Genomic DNA, 17,289 nt, shown 5'->3' on the forward strand with positions numbered 1-17,289 from the left:
ATTTCTCCTCCTATGGTTCAGGTGTATATACAGGTTCATAGACCTCAGTGAACCAGCCTGTTATGGTGGTCGATGAAACACCCGGATCACCTTCTGTAACTTCCGCTTTCCATGGGTGCTTGCCCAATCCATCCAGCTTATTTCTACGCATAACAGTTCCTTCAATGGTGGGTGTTGAAAAGGTAATGGAATCAGCCTTTGTCTGTAAGTTGGTAGCTGGTAGTCCAAACTTAACGCGATACAGCCAAAAATAGCGGTATGTTCCATTAGCCCTTTGTGCACGAAACCCTACTGCAACTGGTGTACCCACATTTTCACTGGCTGAGATTAATACTCCGTTGTCATCTGTAGAAGCACCAGTTAAATCCGCTGCAACTGTCGGACCAATGTCGTCAACACCGAGAGTGAGAGTACCACTGTTAAAGTCTTTCACAACCTCAGCCGCACCATCGTCAGCATACAGAATTGCTTCCACCAGTTCTACCGAAAGTTCAGCAGTGATGGCTTTTGCCAGCACAGAAGGTTGGGCATAAGTTTCCTCACCGTTAGCGTCCTCGGTTATTTTTGAATAGTACAGTCTATCAAGACCAATCGTTGCCATGTGTTAATCCTCCAATCTATAGTTTTTCGCCACATCGATGGCGTAATGATGATATCCAGTATCATCCTCGTGACCGATATATCTTCGTTCGGTCACAGTAAAATCTGCATTTATTAAAGCCGTTGTGAGCTGTCTTTTCCGCTCTAGGTAGTTATTTTTTGAGAACAGTGATATCCTCGCTTCCTGCACATCAAAGCCTGGACGGTTATCCGCATGAACTTCAAAAATATCCGAAAGAGGGAGAATCACGACATACTCATCTGGTGCCAAACCTGAAAAAACCCCGGTTTCCACGGGGAGCGGTATAGCGGTCACAAGTGTATTCAATTCCTCTAAGATATTCATATCTTCTCGATTTCCTCCTCCAGCTTGGCGACCATTGCATTGATGCAAGGTTTCCTAGATGCATTCCTCGCAGGCTTTAGGAAGGGTTTTGCAGGCTGACCATGTTTGCCATATTCGATAATGCTGGCAAGTTTAGCATTGCTCTCACCATCAGAGCGCGGCTCAGCAAAGCCGACTTTTACATTGAAGTTTCCGTTTCTATCCTGTTTTGCACCAGAAAGGCCCAGTGAAGATAGCAACTCACCAGTGCTTTTGGATGGATATTTCGTGTCCTTGCCAACCACCTTGCTCAAATTTCCCTTAACTTTATCCAGCACCACTTCACCGCCAACTTCCAAAACCTTAGGAAGAATCACATCGGTCTGGTCAGCTAATCGAGATACCTTTAAAAGGAATTCTTCTGGCATCTTTATATTCGCTTTTGCCATATCCATCACCTCACAGTTGGTTCTAGCTTTTCGGCTAAAACCTCGACATACATCCCTCGGTTTCTTACATCCTCAACACTTAAAATCTGATATCTGCCATCATCACAGACGATGACCATTTCATTCGTCACCTTAAGTCCATAAATTTTCCTAAACCGAAACAAAGAAGTTGCAGATGAAAATGATGCCATATTCGTCCACCGCTCACTGCCATGACGATCTTCCTTGTAAGCAAGTACACTAACGAGTATATTGTCACCTTTTTTGGAGAAGCCTTCCTCATCCTTTATTGGTACCGTACTGATGATATCTATGAATGTGTTCATCTTTCCAAAACTCATGCTAAACACCCCACTCTCGGTCAAGCCGTAAAAGCAGGTTCACTGTGTTCCATACTTGTTGCCCCGCCTGTACACTGTCAGCAAAGAAACCTGCCGTCGAGCCATCTCTACTTTCATAGAAATGACTCGACAACATGATCACTGCTTGTTCTGTTGTTGGAGGCATGGCATGTGTTTCATAATAGTTTTCAGGAACGTGCTGATAGCTTTGTGCATAGGAGACTGCAGCAGTGATAAATCCAATAAGGAGGGCATCATCCTGATCATGTGCTAAAATTAAGTTCGCTTTAACTTTAGGCAAGAGATTATCTGCCACTGCCATACCACCAACCTCCTTTACATTCCACCTTAGTCAGCCTCCATAAGCCCAGCTGCTTTTAGTTTGGCAAGCAGGGCATTGAAGTCCGTAACTAGACCAGCAACATCGGTGGCGGTGCTGTCTGCCTGGTTTACAGCAACAGGAAGCCCCATAACCGAGGCCCCTTCTTTAATTTCTAAAACACCTCCGATGACAGTTTTTTCTCCGCCTTGTTCGGTATAATTCTTCGTGTTATAACTCATAAAGCACCTCCGTTAGGCTTTCTGTTGGAGTACCTTAACGGCCTCCGGTAAGATCAGCTTTCCATCAACTCGCTGAGTCGCAATAAATCCTACTTGACCTGTAACAGCATAGAGTTCATTTAATCGTTTGAATACGCGTCCTTGACGGTCTGCCACCCAGTAATAACTAAAATCACCGAATACCATAGTCTTTGCACCTGCTTCAATAGTAGGTACATATGATGAGGTGTACAGCGGGCGGTTAAGAATCGTATCAGGTGTCCCCGCTTGGACAGAAGGTTGCCATAAGTACTGTCCGTTTCCGTCCTTTAATTTACGGATAGCTTTTATAGTGGCGTCATTCATTACGAATACTGCCTTATTTCGATACGGTGCTTTTAAGCTGTAGAATAAATCTAATACCTCATCCAAAGTGATGGCAGTGGCACTTGCCGCAGTAACCCCAACTTGACCACCACCAGTAGCATTCAGAATTCCTGTTGGCTTTCCTGTACCGTCACCTATGAAGAAGGCTTCCTCCTCCTTGTTACCAATGCGACGGGCGAATTCTCTTGTGATGTAGCTTTCGAGATTAAACACGGAATCATTTAGCAGTTCCTCAGAGACTTTGATCATCGTTGCTAGTTTATAAGCACCAATCGATACTTGACCGAAGCTGTCATCACTCTCTGGTATAGCTCCCTCTTCATCGATCCAACTTGCAGTGCCTTTGCTTGCAACAACAGGAATCTTGCGGTCACCAGAAGATGTAGTGATTACATTGGCCAACCTACGGAAGATATTTTCTTCCTCTAGAGCTTCTACAAGCGTACGCTCAAACTCATCTGGCACGAGGAATCCGCCTTCGGAATCAGTGCCAATCTTTAAAGCGTTCCTTACTTCATAGCTGACATTATCACGCATCGCATTCCAGAAAGCTTTTTTGTATTCAGCACTTGCGCGACCAGTCTTTTCCTCTCCAGTTCTAGTAGGTTCGTTCGTAATTGGGTTACTGGTTGCTTTCGACAGTTCCAAGTCGATAGATGCTTGACGTTCTAAACGCTCAATTTCCTTACCAAGAGCCACCACATCGGCTTCCATTTTTTCATAGGTTGTCGTGTCCTCAGCGGATAACAGTCCATCACCGCCACGTTTTGAATCAAGGAATGCCTTTGCTGCGTCCCAAGCTTTAGCGCGTTTCTCACGCAATTCAAGAATTTTACTCATTGTTATTTCCTCCTTAAAATTAGTGCGAAATTAAAGAAAGCCGCTTATCCAGCGACTCAATGGGTGTACCTGTTTTCTGTTTTGGTTGTTTTGGTTGTTTTGGCAGTTTGCTGATAAGCGAGTTAGTAACCGCCATCCTGCTAAAGATAAGACTATCTGTCAAATCCGGTGTTTCACTTTCCATGAACATGATCTTATCTGCAAAACCAAGTTCAATCGCTTTATTGGCATTCATCCAGGACTCTGCATCCATCAGATGGGAGAGTTTTGTTCGAGAAAGACCTGTCTTTAACTCATAGGCATTAATAATGCTTTCCTTAACCTCATCCAATAAAACCTTTGCTCGCATCATTTCCTCACTGTCACCGATAGCAATGGTTGATGGATTATGGATCATCAGCATGGAAACTGGGGACATATACACATCCCCACCTGCCATTGCAATAACGGATGCCGCACTTGCCGCAAGCCCATCAATCTTTACAGTGACTTTTCCGGTATACTCCATCAGCATGTTATAAATCTGGGCTGCTGCGAACACATCACCACCAGGGGAATTAATCCACACCGTAATATCGCCGGTGCCTGCCAGCAATTCATCTTTAAAAATCTTAGGTGTGACCTCATCGCCCCACCACGTTTCTTCGGATATCACTCCATTTAAATAGAGGGTACGTTCTTCATCAGAATCTCGCACCCAGTTCCAAAACTTCCTCATTTACTGACCTCCTTCGGTTTTGGCAAACGCACCTGCGTCAGCCAGTTTTGTCATATTTCCGTTAACCAGATATAAATCGCCGCCTTCCTCAGCCGGTATTCTGTTCATGTCCTCCAGTTCACGGATATCGTTGGCTGACATCCAGCCATTTTGACGACCTGTAGCGTAGCCATTCATACGACTTTGGTAATCACCACGAAGCAGACCGTCCAAATTGAACTTGATAAACAGTGAAGTTTTCTCAGAAGGCAAAATAAGCGATTGCTGGAGACTTTGTTCCCATCGCACCACCCAAGGATCGAGGGTGTATTTTACAAACTCCAAAGACTGCTGCTCAATATTGGAGAAACTGGATTTCTCTAAATCTCCCACCATATGGGGCGGTACTCGGAAAATCCTCGCAATCTCATTAATTTGGAATTTCCGTGTTTCTAGGAATTGTGCCTGTTCAGGCGGGATACCAATGGCTTGGAACTTCATGCCCTCTTCCAACACAGCAATTTTGTGAGCATTGCCTGTGCCTTGGTAGGCACTATTCCAACTATCCTTGACCCTCTGTATATCTTTGATTACTCCTGGGTGTTCCAGCACACCTCCGGGATTAGCACCATTGGCAAAGAATGCCGCACCGTACTCTTCAGTAGCAAGTGACATACCGATTGCATTTTTCGCCATAGCGATTGGGCTATAGCCAATGAGTCCATCAAAACCTAAGCCAGGTATGTGTAGAACTTCATCTTTACGGAGTGTGACATAGCCACCTTTTGGGTTTAGGCCACTTTCATCAGTATCACGATAGTAGGTATAGACCAGCTCTCCGTTTGTTGCTCGACTAACTTCCATCTTGTTAGGAAGTAGGGGATAAAGTGCAACTGCCTGCCCACGACCGTTTCTGACCACCTGTGCATAGGCATTTCCCCAAAGTAAAAGATGACTCATCAGTGTTTCTCGAAACACGAATGAAGTCATCTCTGGATTTGGTTCATCATGAAGAAGGTAATACAGCGGGTGGAAAGGAATCCTTTCTTTACCTCCATCAGAACGATATCTATATACATGAAGTGGCAGTCCGGCAATCGCTTCAGCTAATATCCTTACGCAGGCATACACTGCTGTTGCCTGCATTGCAGTACGTTCATTAACCATTTTGCCAGATGATGTACCGCCAAACAGGAAGGAGAACGCACTACCCACACGATTTTGCGGTTTGTCTCTTGAACGAAACAGTCCTTTTATTAGATTCATAGGCATCACCTCCGAATATAAACATTGTGCTAACCATTAAGGTTTAAAAGACAATCAAACCTCGCTCGTCATACACCGAATCTCCACTATTACCTGAGCCACAACGAATAGCACGATCAAGTGCCATGATAGTTGCCACCGCGCCATCTATTTTTTCTGTACTTTTTTCTTTATCCGGCTTCACGTTGCCCGCCGGATCAGTTTTTATAAAGATGTTGTCCATCATCCAACGAAGCACTGGATGCCCACCGTGTGCTATTCTTTCTTCTAATGTCAATTTCATCAGTTCTTTGGTTGGTGGTGACATATCTTTAAAGCCTTGACCGAAAGGAACGACAGTAAAGCCTAATCCTTCAAGGTTCTGAACCATTTGAACAGCTCCCCAACGGTCAAACGCAATTTCTCGAATGTTATACTTTTCGCCCAGTTCTTCAATAAACCGCTCAATGTAGCCGTAATGCACTACATTGCCTTCTGTGGTTAGAATATACCCTTGCTTCTCCCAAAGATCGTATTGCACATGGTCTCTTCGGACTCGGAGGTCAATGTTGTCCTCTGGCATCCAAAAATACGGAAGAACAATGTATTTATCTGTTTCATCCTCTGGTGGGAACACCAACACAAAGGCTGTAATGTCTGTTGTAGAAGATAGGTCAAGACCCCCATAACATACCCGCCTTTCAAGACTTTCTGGTATAACTGGAAATGCACAGGCATCCCACTTTGCCATTGGCATCCAACGGACAGACTGTTTAACCCACTGATTCAATCTTAACTGCCTGAAGCTGTTCTCTTCAGCAGGGTTTTGCTTTGCACTTTCACAAGCAGCCCTTACCTTGTCAATCCCCACCGTAATTCCCAAGCTTGGATTTGCTTTCTTCCAAACTTTTGGATTTGTCCAATCATCCTCTTCTTTGGCGCCATAGATTACGGGATAAAAGGTAGGATCGTATTTTCTGCCCTCAATAATATCAACCGCTTTTTGGTGTGTTTCGTAGCAGATACTCTGAGTATCCGTCCCCGCAGTGGTGATAAGAAAATACAGCGGTTGGGTCCTTGCATCCCCAGATCCTTTCGTCATAACATCAAATAGTTTCCGATTTGGCTGAGTATGAAGTTCATCAAAAACAACACCATGTATATTGAAGCCGTGTTTGGAGTAGGCTTCAGCCGACAATACCTGATAGAAGCTGTTGGTCGGCAGGTACACCAATCGCTTAGTTGAAGCAAGCAACTTTACTCGTTTATTCAGCGCTGGACACATCCGCACCATATCGGCTGCTACTTCAAATACAATTGATGCCTGCTGGCGGTCAGCGGCACAACCGTACACCTCTGCCCGTTCTTCACCATCACCGCAAGTGAGGAGAAGCGCAATTGCTGCGGCAAGCTCGCTTTTTCCCATCTTTTTAGGTATCTCTACATAAGCAGTGTTAAACTGCCGATATCCATCTGGCTTTAAAATTCCGAATAAATCACGGATTATTTGCTCCTGCCAATCGATAAGTTCAAAAGGCTTACCTGCCCATAAACCTTTCGTATGGGAGAGTGCTTCGATAAAAGCTACAGCGTAATCAGCAGCATCCTTATCGTAATATGACCCATCAGCTATAAAGGCGGTCGGCTTATATTTCTTTAGTTTCCGCATAAACACCGCCCCTTTTATGAAAAAGGACAAAAGAAAAGAGCCTCAATCCTATAGATGAAGCCCTTCTCCTTATCCTAGTTAAATTTTATTTACTTCTTTTCATCCACTTCCCCCGTCAGTATGAAATGAGCATATTCCGTTTTATGGTCTATTAAATAGACTACCAATTCATAAAACCCTCGTTCATTTGCTTCATACTGGACTCGATTTGCATCAAACATATTTGTGACTCCACTTTCTCGGATGGAAAGGATTTGTTCTTTGATTATCTCATTCATTGATTACCTCCCCCGATTCATGTTTACTCTTCGATTCTCTTGCATAAATCCTCACCAAAGGCTACTCCAAGGGAACCACCCGAATCCCAACTGACATGAATTGTTCCTATGTCATCAACACTAGTAACCGTACCTTTAGATCCAGGCTGAAGTTTAGTATAAGGGTCGTTCATTTTAAGTAGCATCACACGTGTTCCTGGAGTGTAATAGCTTCTAAGTTGCTTTAGCATTTCAGGGTGAATGATATTCATTGTTCACTCACCTCCTGCTTGAACGTTCCGCTTTTGAAAGCGGAGCTACCTGAAAGCTTCGAGAGGAGAATCTTTCGTCCCATCTTATATTCTGGTCCGATAAAGCCGAGCCTTAGCAGGAAGCAACGGAAAGCGTACTTTTCATTCTCTACTGATTTCTCGGTGGAGTTGACACGGGTCTGTTTTTTCGCCATTTCGCAAAGTGCCGTGACAAAATGGGTGTATGCCTTAACCTCCTCTGAGGCGCACTTACCTTGAAACCAAGGGAAGGTGACATATTCCTCATCTTCAATGATGGGAATGGAGTCCGTATCAAGTGCTTTCTTTATAAGAGTAGCTTTACTTTCTACTAATCCTTTTAGGTTCTCGATTGCCGTGTCGGTAAAATCCGCCCGTGGCATTTGAATTATCAGATTGATAGATTCTTCCCTTTCATTTACTTCTGCTTTCGGAAGTGGTGTGTCAAATTCTTCTGAAATTGCTTTGAGATCGTGAAATCTCAATAGATCATCGACCAGTTCCTTATTGTCTGGTCCACTTAGAACTCCGTTTTTGTTAACATTGTAGTCTGCCACCTCATATGCAAATGTAGGTGCTCCGAGATATTTTACAGGGGCATTTAGTTCTTGGCTGATTGCGTTAACCAGTGCTTTTCTTTTTGGTCCTGTAACATTATAGTTAATCTGCATTTTCATACCGCCTTTCTACTTTCGGTACGTACATATATCACTCTAAAAGCTGTTATTATCAAGTCATTTAGAGCATCTTTCTGTAGAAAATAGGATTCCATTAATCGGCGGTATTTTGTGTAGATAACACAATGCCAGTCAGCACAAAACAAACGCATGGAAGTGCTACACCATTACCCCACATTTTGTATTCAGCTGAATCAGAATGAGGATTGTTAAGCCATTTTATAATCTGATTTCTTGTTTTTGGCTTTTTACTTTTACCTATAATTTTGCGGTGGGTTTCCCAAACCTCCGTCCAGAATGAAATTTCATCTTCTGTAGGATTTTCCGTACCAAGGTCATCACACCAATCATCGGGGAAGCCTTGCAATCTTGCACATTCCGTTGGTGTAAGCCTTCGAACAATATAGTCCGGTTCAACCAATCCATTTTGATAGCCTGGATTGGTGCCATTGATAATCGTATTTGATGTACCGTCCTGTCTGTAGCATTGACTTTCAGCTTTCATCTGAGGATAAAATGATGCTGGTTGTGCCACTGCTCCAGGACCTTTTGCTGTAAGCGTAGGTTGCTGTTCTTCATCTATAGTCGGTTTATAAAGAGCGTTCTGTCCTTGATTAAAAGCCGCCCGATCAATACCGTAAGAAGGCTGAGTCACAACAGGAGCATCCTTATAATCTCTCGACAATAGAGTAGGTGCTTTATCTTCTTCAACCTGTGCATAGGCTCCGGTAGTCATGGCATAGGCAACAGCATGACGATCAGCGGTATTAAGCGTAAAAGAAACCTCTTCATCTATACCGCTTCCTTGGGGACCGTTTTTATCCTCTCTACCAATCATCGAGCCTTGCAGAGCAACTACTGCAATACCACCTTGATTACACCCCGGATTTCCTCCATTGGCATCAATAGTTCTAGAAGTATCCGCTTCATATATACCGCTATGTGGATTGCTTGACTGCATGGAATTGCTTTTATCAGAACATATGCCATATGCGGTAGGCACAAAAACGGTTTGATCATTATTGCATCCAAGAGTTGCAGACTTATCATCTTGTATCAATGCACCCTTACCACCGCCTTCACAGCCAGAGCGGATTTTTAACGTTTTAGGAGTGTTCATAATAAGGGGTACATTCCCGCCACCAGTTCCCATCCGAGAGGTTAGCGTCTGTATTTTATTATCCTCCGAGAGTTTCACACGGCTATCGGTTGGATGGTTTTCTATTACAACAGCTGTTTGATTATCTCCCATGTTTGCACGAAGTGATCCACTTAAGTTTTCGTCAGTATGGCCACCAACTCGAGAAGCAGCACCCGGTTCAAAGGACATGACTGCACCTGGGACAACACCTGTTCTAAGTGTAGGGGAACGTTCTTCCTCATATCCTACACTTCTGCTCTTGGCACTGTGTTCAGTACAAAATCCGCTTGACTGCATTACGCAAGGCTGATGTCCATGTTCCTCTGCTCGAAGTGTTGCTGTAATATCCTTCGAAACAGACATCACTCTTCCGCCTTGGTCATTTAGGCAAATTATGCTATCGCCTGTTTTTCCAGAGCGGTTTTTAGCATTTCCGGCAGTTCTTTGCCACGGGCTGCCGCTCGGCGTAAAATCCCTTGACAAGCCTTCGGACTCAAATAGTATTTCTCCGGCACATCCGTCTGCAAAATCTGCGACAAGGTAGATTCTACGACGACGTTGGGGGACTCCGAAATATTGCGCATCGATAGTTCGGTAAGCCACGCTCCATCCGTCTCCCATATAGATGTCAGCGTATGGCCATCGTCCTTTTTCAGGTAAAGGCACCGAGGTATTCGGTTCTTTGACACTGATGACCGTTTCGAGGACTGCTTTGAAGTCTTCTCCTTTATTCGACGAGAATGCACCGGGGACATTTTCCCAGACTGCGTACCTTGGATATTGTCCATTGGTCTTACACCTCATTTCCTTAATAATTCGGATTGCTTCATAAAAAAGGACGGATTGCTCTCCGTCCAAACCAGCTCTTTTACCCGCCACACTCATATCCGTGCATGGAGAACCGAAGGTTATGATATCTACAGGCGGAAGCTCCGCACCATTTAATTTGTTTATATCTCCATAATGCTTCATCTGTGGGATGCGTTTAGTCGTAACCCTTATAGGAAACGGTTCAATTTCAGAAGCCCATAACGGCTCAATGCCACAAAGCAAAGCACCTAGAGGAAAACCACCACTGCCATCAAAGAGGGAACCGAGTGTCAATTTACTCATCTGCATTCACCTCCGGCAGGTCACCATATCTGAATTTCGAACCATCTCTTAAAAGAAACACACCATCCGAGTTTCCGACTTGCTCAATATACCTTTTCACAATGACATCACAGTACTTTTCATCTAGTTCAATGGTGTAGCAAATTCTATCGGTCTGCTCACAAGCAATCAGTGTACTTCCTGAACCACCAAAGGGATCAAGCACGATACAGTTACTAAGGCTCGAATTCATAATGGGGTATGCTACAAGTGCCAATGGTTTCATGGTTGGATGGTCGCCATTTTTCTTTGGTTTCTCAAACTCCCAGATGGTGGTCTGCTTGCGGTCTGAATACCAGAGATGCTTGCCTTTCTTTTTCCATCCAAAAAGTACTGGTTCATGTTGCCATTGATAAGGGGATCGGCCGAGAACAAGGGACTGTTTCTTCCAAATACAAGTACCGGAAAGATAAAATCCTGCATCGGAGAACGCTCTTCTAAAATTGAGTCCTTCCGTATCGGCATGAAATACATAAATAGAAGCGTCCTTTGCCATCGCTGCTTCAGTATTTTGAAATGCTGCAAGCAGGAAATCATAGAACGCTTCATTACCCATATTGTCATTTTTTATTTTTCCAGCAGAACCTTCATAGTTGACGTTATATGGAGGGTCTGTAACTACTAGATTGGCAGCTTTCCCATCCATCAAGACATCAAAGGTGTCTTTCCTTGTACTGTCTCCGCAGACCAATCGATGCTGTCCAAGTATCCAAACATCCCCTAAATGTGAAATAGCGGGCTTTTTCAGCTCGCTATCTACATCGAAATCATCTTCTTTTATATTATCCTTAAGGGAATCCTTAAAAAGATCATCCAACTCTCCTGGGTCAAAACCTGTTAGAGATACATCAAAGTCAGAAGCATTTAAGTCTGTGATAAGTTGCGCCAATTTATCTTTATCCCAATCACCACTTATTTTATTTAGTGCAATGTTCAGGGCCTTTTCCTTTTGCTCATCCATTTCAACTACTACGCATTCTATTTCATCCATGCCCATACTCAGCAGGACTTTCAAGCGTTGATGACCTCCGATAACTCTGCCTGTGGTCTTATTCCATATAACGGGTTCTACATACCCAAATTCCTCAAGGGAACGTTTAAGTTTCTCGTACTCTGGATCACCTGGTTTTAAATCCTTCCTTGGGTTATAGTCAGCGGGGATGAGTTGTTTTGTTTTAATCTTTTCAATCAACATACTTTTCCACCGCCTTTCTAAACTCACCGTATTTATTTACATCCTCCCATGGGAACAGACAGCTATTAAAGTGACCATAAACCGCTGTATCAGAATAAATCACATTTCTTAGACGCAGCTTTTCAATGATGGCCGCAGGTCTTAAGTTGAAAGTCTCCTGAGCAGCCAGAGTTAATACTTCATCAGAAACAGTTCCAGTGCCAAGGGTATTTACAGTAAAGGCTACAGGATTTGCCTTACCAATGGCATAGGAAATACTCACTTCACATTTCTTGGCATAACCACACCAAACGATATGTTTAGCAATATACCGAGCCATGTAAGCACCGCTTCGGTCAACTTTGGTTGGGTCTTTGCCACAAAGAGCACCACCCCCATGGGATGCAAGCCCTCCATAGGTATCGACCATGATTTTTCTTCCAGTCAAACCTGTATCAGCAGCGGGACCACCAAGAACAAACTGCCCTGACGGATTGATGAGAAGTTCGGTTTCATCATCAAAAGGGAAGTCCTCAAAGCACTGCCATAAGACATTATTAAGGATATCCGCCTTAAGTTCTTCCTGTGTTTTATTCTTATCATGCTGTACCGAAATCACAATCGTCTTTATTCTTACTGGAGTGTCATCTTCATACTCCACTGTTACCTGTGCTTTACCATCAGGAAGAATCCCTTTTATCAGTTTTCCTTTGCGACAATCATCCAGTCTCTTTACGATTCTGTGGGAAAGTACAAGGGGCATGGGAAGCATTTCTCTTGTTTCCTTTGTAGCATAACCATACATAGTTCCCTGGTCTCCAGCACCGATAGAACCGTACTGTTCGTTTATCCCATTTCGTGCTTCCAGTGCGGTGTTCACACCAGCCGCAATATCTACACTTTGATTATGTACATATACATAAATCAAAAATTTTAGAGGATTGTATCCCACATCCTTCAGTACAGTTTTTACAATGTCTCTAATATTTACTTTCTCGCTGCAGGAGATCTCGCCCGCCACGATAATTTTCCCCTTAGTTGCCATTACCTCACAAGCGACACGTGATGCCTTATCTTTACGTAGGCATGCTTCCAAAATGCTATCTGCAATAATGTCGCATAGTTTATCAGGATGTCCAGCACATACACTTTCTGCTGTTAAATATCTCTTACTCATTACACCGTATCTCCTCATCTTTATTTTCCTCTGCGGGCAGATAGCAATCGCTCCATCACATCGTCCTGTGGGTTTAAACCAGAGTACTCTGTAGCACAGTTCTCCCTAACGATTTGATATATCTCCATCCATAGCCTGTTTGTCTGACTCATAAAGCTCTGGCTCATCGCTACATAAGGACTTTGAATTGCATTGCCGGTAGTTGGATGCTTTGCTAGAAAACCAAACTCGGTTACCGCTTCCTCACACTGTATCCATCTGGCCGCACTCATGGCATACCGTTCTAGAAGCTGTGGAAGTACCAAATGGGCACATTCTCGCTCCTCAAGCCATTTCCATGTAATTTCATAGATTTCACTCGCTTCTAAGGTTTTCCCATCCTTTTGCACTGCGGAGAGCATGGCCCTTGGCTTTGGCATTTCCTGCCCCTTCAGGTCAGCAGTATTCTTGAACTCGACGACCTCAAGCTTTCTTTTACCGGGATTTCCCTCTGCAATTTTGTCAGCAAGTGGTTTTTTCTTTTGACCGGAGCCTATACGGGCGCCGCCTCGGTTTGTTCCGTCTTTGGCCATTCACTCACCTCTTTTCATCGATGGACCTATTACCCCGTTTGAAACCGCGAATTTTCACGCGTTACCCCACGCCCGTTACACAAATGAAAAGCTGTGGAGATTTGACTCCCCCTACCGGGTTCCCCAACGGTCTCCATCTCTTGCTGTGATAGCAGAGTGGCAAGGAGTACAAAGAGCCATCAGATTACTTCTATCGTGAGTCCCTCCTCTTGCAAGAGGAAGAATGTGATGGACTTCATTTGCTGGGGTCAGCTTTCCTTGTCGTTTGCATTCCTCACAAAGAGGATGAGCTGCAATGTAGCGGTCACGTATCCTTTTCCAAGCACGACCATAACGCTTACGTGTTGCTGGGTCACGGTCATACTTTTCATACCGTGCGGCTTCCTTCTTGCTATGCTCTTCACAAAAGCGCTTGTCGGTTAGCTCTGGGCAACCAGGGTAAGAGCACGGTCGCTTAGGTTTCTTTGGCATACTGCACCTCCTTTTTCCCATAGAAAAAGCCCTCGCAGGAGAAATGCTCCCGTGAAGGCTTCTGTTTATTAATACTCCACACTACCATTATATAACTTTCACTACGGACAAACAGTGTCAGCGTATGCCAAACTGTGCCAAAGTGTGCCAACTTTATAGATTATCGTCTGGAACTATAGCTTTTGATGTTAGCGTAACAGAATAACTTAACAAAGGAGTTGTAATTCTTGGTAAAATGTATATGAGGGGGGGAAGAGATGCCGTTCGTTAAACATTTTGGGGTAAATGTAGTTGAAAAACCTAGTGGATTAAAATTAACAAGAGAAAATTATATAGAGAAAGTAACTTTTAAAGATTCACATTTAAAGAAACTCTATACTGATTCAATTATAAATAGCCACACAGAAGCTTGTTTATATAATTACGATAAGAATATGAACTATTTTCATTCATTATCTCATGAAGATTTTAATAAAGAGTTAGAAAATTTCATCCGTGAAAATATGAACTTTAAGGAAATTACAGACTTAACTTCTGTAGATGGTAAATCTGGATATTACATTATGGTGTTAGACGAATATGCTCAAGTTTATATTGGTACAAGTCGTGACATCAAAAAGCGAATACAACAACATTGGCGTATGCAAATGTTTTTTGATCGAATGATATTTGGCACTAAAGAAAATTCAATTTTATCCATAAATAGCTTTAGGGCTTTAGATACTACAAGGATATTTGTATATTTAACATCTAACACTTATCGCCTCGAAGATAAATTAATTAATCAATTTGATAATAAATATCTTTTGAATAGAACTGCTGGTGGAGTTTTAGATGGATTATCGGGAGCTATAGCAAATGGAAAAACTAGAGATTTGTCTGTTTAGGACAATTAGTTGAGCAAAAAAGGCATTGCATATTAGCAGTATAAATATGTAATGCCTTTTCCTTATTTAAAATTTGGTATTAATTTTTTACCCTATCCACAACTGTTTTCCTTTTTATTTTGGAACTTTTAAATGTTGCAAAGCGGATGAGTGGAGTCTGTGTACGGTTCTCATGGAAACATTAAGGTTAACACAGATTTCTTCCCAGTTAAGAAAGTTAATGTATCGGTAGCGAAGAAGTAGCTTCTCATCCACATTTTCCATCTGGTTAATCGCTTCACGGATATCTGATTTCAGTTTTATTAATCGTTCCACCTCTTGTTGTATCTGTTGCTCCAAATCTACTATTCTAATCACATATTTTTCAAAGGGTGGGTCAGTACACTTGGTTCGACTGACTTTTTCCTCAAGAACGGGGGATGAAACACTTCTTGATAGTTCCCTTAAGTTTTGTAACTCTTCAAGGTCGGAATTAATCAATTCATTCAAGCGATAAGCCTGCTTTAAGAATTCCTTAGCTGTCATCATCGCACCACCTCCTCTTGTAGCTGTTGAATTAACATGTCAGGGTTTAGGGAGGTGAGGACATTGAACAATCCAGAATGAAAGAAGCACTCCACCTCACGTTTTGTATATAAAGCAGAATCATTGCGAGGGTGTTTTGCTAATCTTTTCAAAGCAAAACGATAATCCTTGACCGCCTGTAGAATAATGGCATTTGCTAGTTTTTCAAAAGCGTCCATCATACAGCATCCCTCGCTTTCCCAAGATTTGCTTTGACCGCATTGATAAGATCGGATTGTGTCTTTTCCTTTCGTTTCAAAGCCCTCATCACATCTTCATCAATTGTGCCTTTAGTAATAATGTGATGGATAATCACTGTCTCATTTTGTCCTTGTCTCCAAAGTCTCGCATTTGTTTGTTGATAGAGTTCTAGACTCCAAGTAAGTCCAAACCAGATAAGCGTTGAACCACCACTTTGTAAATTGAGACCATGTCCCGCTGATGCAGGATGGATAACCCCCACAGAAATATCGCCGTTGTTCCAATCCTTGATATCCTTAGAAGTTTTAATTTCTCTGACATTGAATTTTGCCTTAATACGCTCTAAATCGTGATTATACCAATAGGCAATAAGGACAGGATTTCCGTTAGCACCTTCAATTAAATCCTCAAGAGCATCTAGCTTGCGTCCGTGGATAATATGGGGGTTTTTATCATCATCATAGATAGCACCATTTGCCATTTGCAGGAGTTTACCTGAAAGGACTGCTGCATTCATGGCATCTATTTCTTCATCAGCAAATTCAAGCACCATCTCTTCACGAAAGTGATCATATACGGATTGTTCTTTGTCATTTAGATACACAGGCACTTCATTGATCACGCACTCTGGCATTTTCAGAAAGTCCACTGATTTCATGGAAATGGTAATATCCGAAATGAGCCGATATATGGCATCTTCAGCACCTGGCAATGGTTTATATGAAAATATGATTTGCTGATTACGTTTATCTGGTGTAAAGAAGGAATTGCGGTAGTGAGTTATGTACCTGCCGAGTCTTTTACCCATGTCAAGAATACGAAACTCTGCCCACAAATCCATTAATCCATTACTCGATGGTGTACCCGTAAGACCCACAATCCGTTTTGCCCTTGGTCTGACTTTTAGTAGACTTTTAAATCTTTTGGCACCATAGGACTTAAAGGATGATAGTTCATCGATGACCACCATGTCATAATCAAAAGGGATGCCACTTTTATTTACTAACCAGTCAACATTTTCTCTGTTTATAAGATAGACACTTGCAGGTTTCCTAAGAGCTGCCAACCGCTCCTGTTCTGTTCCGATGGCTACCGAAAACTCCAGTCCTTTTAAATGCTCCCACTTATTTATCTCAGCTGGCCAAGTATCCCTCGCTACCCGAAGTGGAGCAATGACCAGAACCTTTCCAATTTCAAAACGATCAAGACATAGGTCAAATATAGCCGTTAGAGTAATGACACTTTTGCCAAGACCCATTTCTAAAAACACCGCAGCGATGGGATGCTCAAGTATGAAGTTCGTTGCATAAGTCTGATATTTATGAGGATTGTATTTCACCCAGTATCACTCCAATCTGCTTAACATCATCAATGACATAACAGGTAAAACCTAGCTTCTGTAATTGTTTTATTCTTCTAATCTGTAATAGTCGAGGTTTCTTTCCGGGAGCCTTTAATTCCACAAATGCCATCTTCCCATGTGGTAAAAGCACTAGGCGATCTGGCATTCCATCTAAACCTGGGCTAACAAACTTCGCAGCAATGCCTTCCATCTTTTTTACCTCAGCCACCAGTTTCTTTTCGATATATTTTTCAAGCATAAATACCTCCCATATAAAAGGCTCGGAACAAG

At 42.8% G+C, this 17,289-nt stretch carries 23 protein-coding genes; 1 reads left to right on the forward strand and 22 read right to left on the reverse strand.

Translation table 11 applies throughout. The features are described from left to right. Positions 1-10 precede the first annotated feature (10 nt). The 18 genes from AN964_RS23340 to AN964_RS23425 form a co-directional block, all read right to left on the reverse strand. Positions 11-601 (reverse strand): major tail protein, encoded by a 591-nt coding sequence (locus AN964_RS23340; RefSeq protein ID WP_018664396.1) that lies wholly within the window; start codon positions 599-601, stop codon positions 11-13. 3 nt (positions 602-604) lie between these two features. Further along, the gene (locus tag AN964_RS23345) at positions 605-871 is read right to left on the reverse strand and encodes a hypothetical protein (RefSeq protein WP_244885904.1); all 267 of its coding nucleotides are present in this window, start codon (positions 869-871) and stop codon (positions 605-607) included. 71 nt (positions 872-942) lie between these two features. Next, the gene (locus AN964_RS23350) at positions 943-1,374 is read right to left on the reverse strand and encodes an HK97-gp10 family putative phage morphogenesis protein (protein WP_040303601.1); all 432 of its coding nucleotides are present in this window, start codon (positions 1,372-1,374) and stop codon (positions 943-945) included. Between the two features lie 5 nt (positions 1,375-1,379). Continuing rightward, the gene (locus tag AN964_RS23355) at positions 1,380-1,715 is read right to left on the reverse strand and encodes a head-tail adaptor protein (RefSeq protein WP_055742196.1); all 336 of its coding nucleotides are present in this window, start codon (positions 1,713-1,715) and stop codon (positions 1,380-1,382) included. Between the two features lies 1 nt (position 1,716). Next, positions 1,717-2,037, reverse strand: coding sequence for a head-tail connector protein (locus AN964_RS23360; protein ID WP_000257312.1), 321 nt, complete (start codon positions 2,035-2,037; stop codon positions 1,717-1,719). Positions 2,038-2,063: 26 nt separating this feature from the next. Then, the gene (locus AN964_RS23365) at positions 2,064-2,276 is read right to left on the reverse strand and encodes a head fiber protein (protein ID WP_055742197.1); all 213 of its coding nucleotides are present in this window, start codon (positions 2,274-2,276) and stop codon (positions 2,064-2,066) included. Between the two features lie 12 nt (positions 2,277-2,288). Beyond that, complete coding sequence (locus tag AN964_RS23370; RefSeq protein WP_055742198.1) at positions 2,289-3,482, reverse strand: phage major capsid protein; 1,194 nt, start codon at positions 3,480-3,482, stop codon at positions 2,289-2,291. Positions 3,483-3,501: 19 nt separating this feature from the next. Then, positions 3,502-4,200, reverse strand: coding sequence for a head maturation protease, ClpP-related (locus AN964_RS23375; RefSeq protein ID WP_055742199.1), 699 nt, complete (start codon positions 4,198-4,200; stop codon positions 3,502-3,504). Next, positions 4,201-5,445, reverse strand: coding sequence for a phage portal protein (locus AN964_RS23380; protein WP_001048933.1), 1,245 nt, complete (start codon positions 5,443-5,445; stop codon positions 4,201-4,203). Between the two features lie 43 nt (positions 5,446-5,488). After that, positions 5,489-7,093 (reverse strand): terminase large subunit, encoded by a 1,605-nt coding sequence (locus AN964_RS23385; protein ID WP_055742200.1) that lies wholly within the window; start codon positions 7,091-7,093, stop codon positions 5,489-5,491. Between the two features lie 89 nt (positions 7,094-7,182). Further along, complete coding sequence (locus tag AN964_RS23390; protein WP_015926203.1) at positions 7,183-7,371, reverse strand: DUF5049 domain-containing protein; 189 nt, start codon at positions 7,369-7,371, stop codon at positions 7,183-7,185. Positions 7,372-7,394: 23 nt separating this feature from the next. Beyond that, on the reverse strand, positions 7,395-7,622 hold the full coding sequence (locus AN964_RS23395) for a DUF4314 domain-containing protein (RefSeq protein WP_055742201.1): 228 nt from the start codon (positions 7,620-7,622) through the stop codon (positions 7,395-7,397). Continuing rightward, positions 7,619-8,311, reverse strand: a complete 693-nt coding sequence (locus AN964_RS23400; RefSeq protein ID WP_055742202.1) for a hypothetical protein — start codon at positions 8,309-8,311, stop codon at positions 7,619-7,621. The genes AN964_RS23395 and AN964_RS23400 overlap by 4 nt, the downstream gene beginning before the upstream one ends. 100 nt (positions 8,312-8,411) lie before the next feature. Continuing rightward, a complete protein-coding gene (locus AN964_RS23405; RefSeq protein WP_055742203.1) occupies positions 8,412-10,571 on the reverse strand; it encodes a DNA cytosine methyltransferase in 2,160 nt (719 codons plus the stop codon). Beyond that, complete coding sequence (locus AN964_RS23410; RefSeq protein WP_055742204.1) at positions 10,564-11,805, reverse strand: site-specific DNA-methyltransferase; 1,242 nt, start codon at positions 11,803-11,805, stop codon at positions 10,564-10,566. Before AN964_RS23410 ends, AN964_RS23405 begins: the two co-directional genes overlap by 8 nt. Then, positions 11,795-12,979: a methionine adenosyltransferase gene (metK, locus tag AN964_RS23415; protein WP_055742205.1), complete on the reverse strand. Its 1,185-nt coding sequence runs from the start codon at positions 12,977-12,979 to the stop codon at positions 11,795-11,797. The genes AN964_RS23410 and metK overlap by 11 nt, the downstream gene beginning before the upstream one ends. A 2-nt stretch (positions 12,980-12,981) precedes the next feature. Next, a complete protein-coding gene (locus AN964_RS23420) occupies positions 12,982-13,380 on the reverse strand; it encodes a P27 family phage terminase small subunit (RefSeq protein ID WP_435406650.1) in 399 nt (132 codons plus the stop codon). A 264-nt stretch (positions 13,381-13,644) separates the two neighbouring features. Next, entirely contained in the window at positions 13,645-14,025 is a 381-nt protein-coding gene (locus AN964_RS23425) for an HNH endonuclease (RefSeq protein ID WP_437177123.1), read from the reverse strand. Positions 14,026-14,261: 236 nt separating this feature from the next. Here AN964_RS23425 and AN964_RS23430 point away from each other — a divergent pair, with 236 nt between their 5' ends. Beyond that, complete coding sequence (locus AN964_RS23430) at positions 14,262-14,891, forward strand: GIY-YIG nuclease family protein (protein WP_055742206.1); 630 nt, start codon at positions 14,262-14,264, stop codon at positions 14,889-14,891. A 114-nt stretch (positions 14,892-15,005) separates the two neighbouring features. On the opposite strand, the gene AN964_RS23435 is transcribed toward AN964_RS23430, so the two are convergent. The 4 genes from AN964_RS23435 to AN964_RS23450 are packed head-to-tail and all read right to left on the reverse strand — an operon-like array spanning position 15,006 to position 17,257. Further along, complete coding sequence (locus AN964_RS23435) at positions 15,006-15,419, reverse strand: DUF1492 domain-containing protein (RefSeq protein WP_055742207.1); 414 nt, start codon at positions 15,417-15,419, stop codon at positions 15,006-15,008. Beyond that, entirely contained in the window at positions 15,416-15,637 is a 222-nt protein-coding gene (locus AN964_RS23440; protein ID WP_015926212.1) for a hypothetical protein, read from the reverse strand. The genes AN964_RS23435 and AN964_RS23440 overlap by 4 nt, the downstream gene beginning before the upstream one ends. Next, positions 15,634-16,995, reverse strand: a complete 1,362-nt coding sequence (locus AN964_RS23445) for a DEAD/DEAH box helicase (protein WP_055742208.1) — start codon at positions 16,993-16,995, stop codon at positions 15,634-15,636. Before AN964_RS23445 ends, AN964_RS23440 begins: the two co-directional genes overlap by 4 nt. Continuing rightward, positions 16,976-17,257, reverse strand: coding sequence for a VRR-NUC domain-containing protein (locus AN964_RS23450; RefSeq protein WP_055742209.1), 282 nt, complete (start codon positions 17,255-17,257; stop codon positions 16,976-16,978). The genes AN964_RS23445 and AN964_RS23450 overlap by 20 nt, the downstream gene beginning before the upstream one ends. Between the last annotated feature and the right edge of the window lie 32 nt (positions 17,258-17,289).

It is taken from the genome of Heyndrickxia shackletonii (assembly GCF_001420715.1).
GTDB lineage: Bacteria > Bacillota > Bacilli > Bacillales > Bacillaceae_C > Margalitia > Margalitia shackletonii.

Excerpts from the sequence above, each read along its gene's own strand:
- AN964_RS23340 (WP_018664396.1), bottom strand. The coding sequence starts at position 601 with ATGGCAACGATTGGTCTTGATAGACTGTACTATTCAAAAATAACCGAG.
- AN964_RS23350 (WP_040303601.1), bottom strand. The coding sequence starts at position 1,374 with ATGGCAAAAGCGAATATAAAGATGCCAGAAGAATTCCTTTTAAAGGTA.
- AN964_RS23355 (WP_055742196.1), bottom strand. The coding sequence starts at position 1,715 with ATGAGTTTTGGAAAGATGAACACATTCATAGATATCATCAGTACGGTA.
- AN964_RS23360 (WP_000257312.1), bottom strand. The coding sequence starts at position 2,037 with ATGGCAGTGGCAGATAATCTCTTGCCTAAAGTTAAAGCGAACTTAATT.
- AN964_RS23365 (WP_055742197.1), bottom strand. The coding sequence starts at position 2,276 with ATGAGTTATAACACGAAGAATTATACCGAACAAGGCGGAGAAAAAACT.
- AN964_RS23370 (WP_055742198.1), bottom strand. The coding sequence starts at position 3,482 with ATGAGTAAAATTCTTGAATTGCGTGAGAAACGCGCTAAAGCTTGGGAC.
- AN964_RS23375 (WP_055742199.1), bottom strand. The coding sequence starts at position 4,200 with ATGAGGAAGTTTTGGAACTGGGTGCGAGATTCTGATGAAGAACGTACC.
- AN964_RS23380 (WP_001048933.1), bottom strand. The coding sequence starts at position 5,445 with ATGAATCTAATAAAAGGACTGTTTCGTTCAAGAGACAAACCGCAAAAT.
- AN964_RS23385 (WP_055742200.1), bottom strand. The coding sequence starts at position 7,093 with ATGCGGAAACTAAAGAAATATAAGCCGACCGCCTTTATAGCTGATGGG.
- AN964_RS23390 (WP_015926203.1), bottom strand. The coding sequence starts at position 7,371 with ATGAATGAGATAATCAAAGAACAAATCCTTTCCATCCGAGAAAGTGGA.
- AN964_RS23395 (WP_055742201.1), bottom strand. The coding sequence starts at position 7,622 with ATGAATATCATTCACCCTGAAATGCTAAAGCAACTTAGAAGCTATTAC.
- AN964_RS23400 (WP_055742202.1), bottom strand. The coding sequence starts at position 8,311 with ATGCAGATTAACTATAATGTTACAGGACCAAAAAGAAAAGCACTGGTT.
- AN964_RS23405 (WP_055742203.1), bottom strand. The coding sequence starts at position 10,571 with ATGAGTAAATTGACACTCGGTTCCCTCTTTGATGGCAGTGGTGGTTTT.
- AN964_RS23410 (WP_055742204.1), bottom strand. The coding sequence starts at position 11,805 with ATGTTGATTGAAAAGATTAAAACAAAACAACTCATCCCCGCTGACTAT.
- metK (WP_055742205.1), bottom strand. The coding sequence starts at position 12,979 with ATGAGGAGATACGGTGTAATGAGTAAGAGATATTTAACAGCAGAAAGT.
- AN964_RS23420 (WP_435406650.1), bottom strand. The coding sequence starts at position 13,380 with ATGCCAAAGCCAAGGGCCATGCTCTCCGCAGTGCAAAAGGATGGGAAA.
- AN964_RS23425 (WP_437177123.1), bottom strand. The coding sequence starts at position 14,025 with ATGGGAAAAAGGAGGTGCAGTATGCCAAAGAAACCTAAGCGACCGTGC.
- AN964_RS23430 (WP_055742206.1), top strand. The coding sequence starts at position 14,262 with ATGCCGTTCGTTAAACATTTTGGGGTAAATGTAGTTGAAAAACCTAGT.
- AN964_RS23435 (WP_055742207.1), bottom strand. The coding sequence starts at position 15,419 with ATGATGACAGCTAAGGAATTCTTAAAGCAGGCTTATCGCTTGAATGAA.
- AN964_RS23440 (WP_015926212.1), bottom strand. The coding sequence starts at position 15,637 with ATGATGGACGCTTTTGAAAAACTAGCAAATGCCATTATTCTACAGGCG.
- AN964_RS23450 (WP_055742209.1), bottom strand. The coding sequence starts at position 17,257 with ATGCTTGAAAAATATATCGAAAAGAAACTGGTGGCTGAGGTAAAAAAG.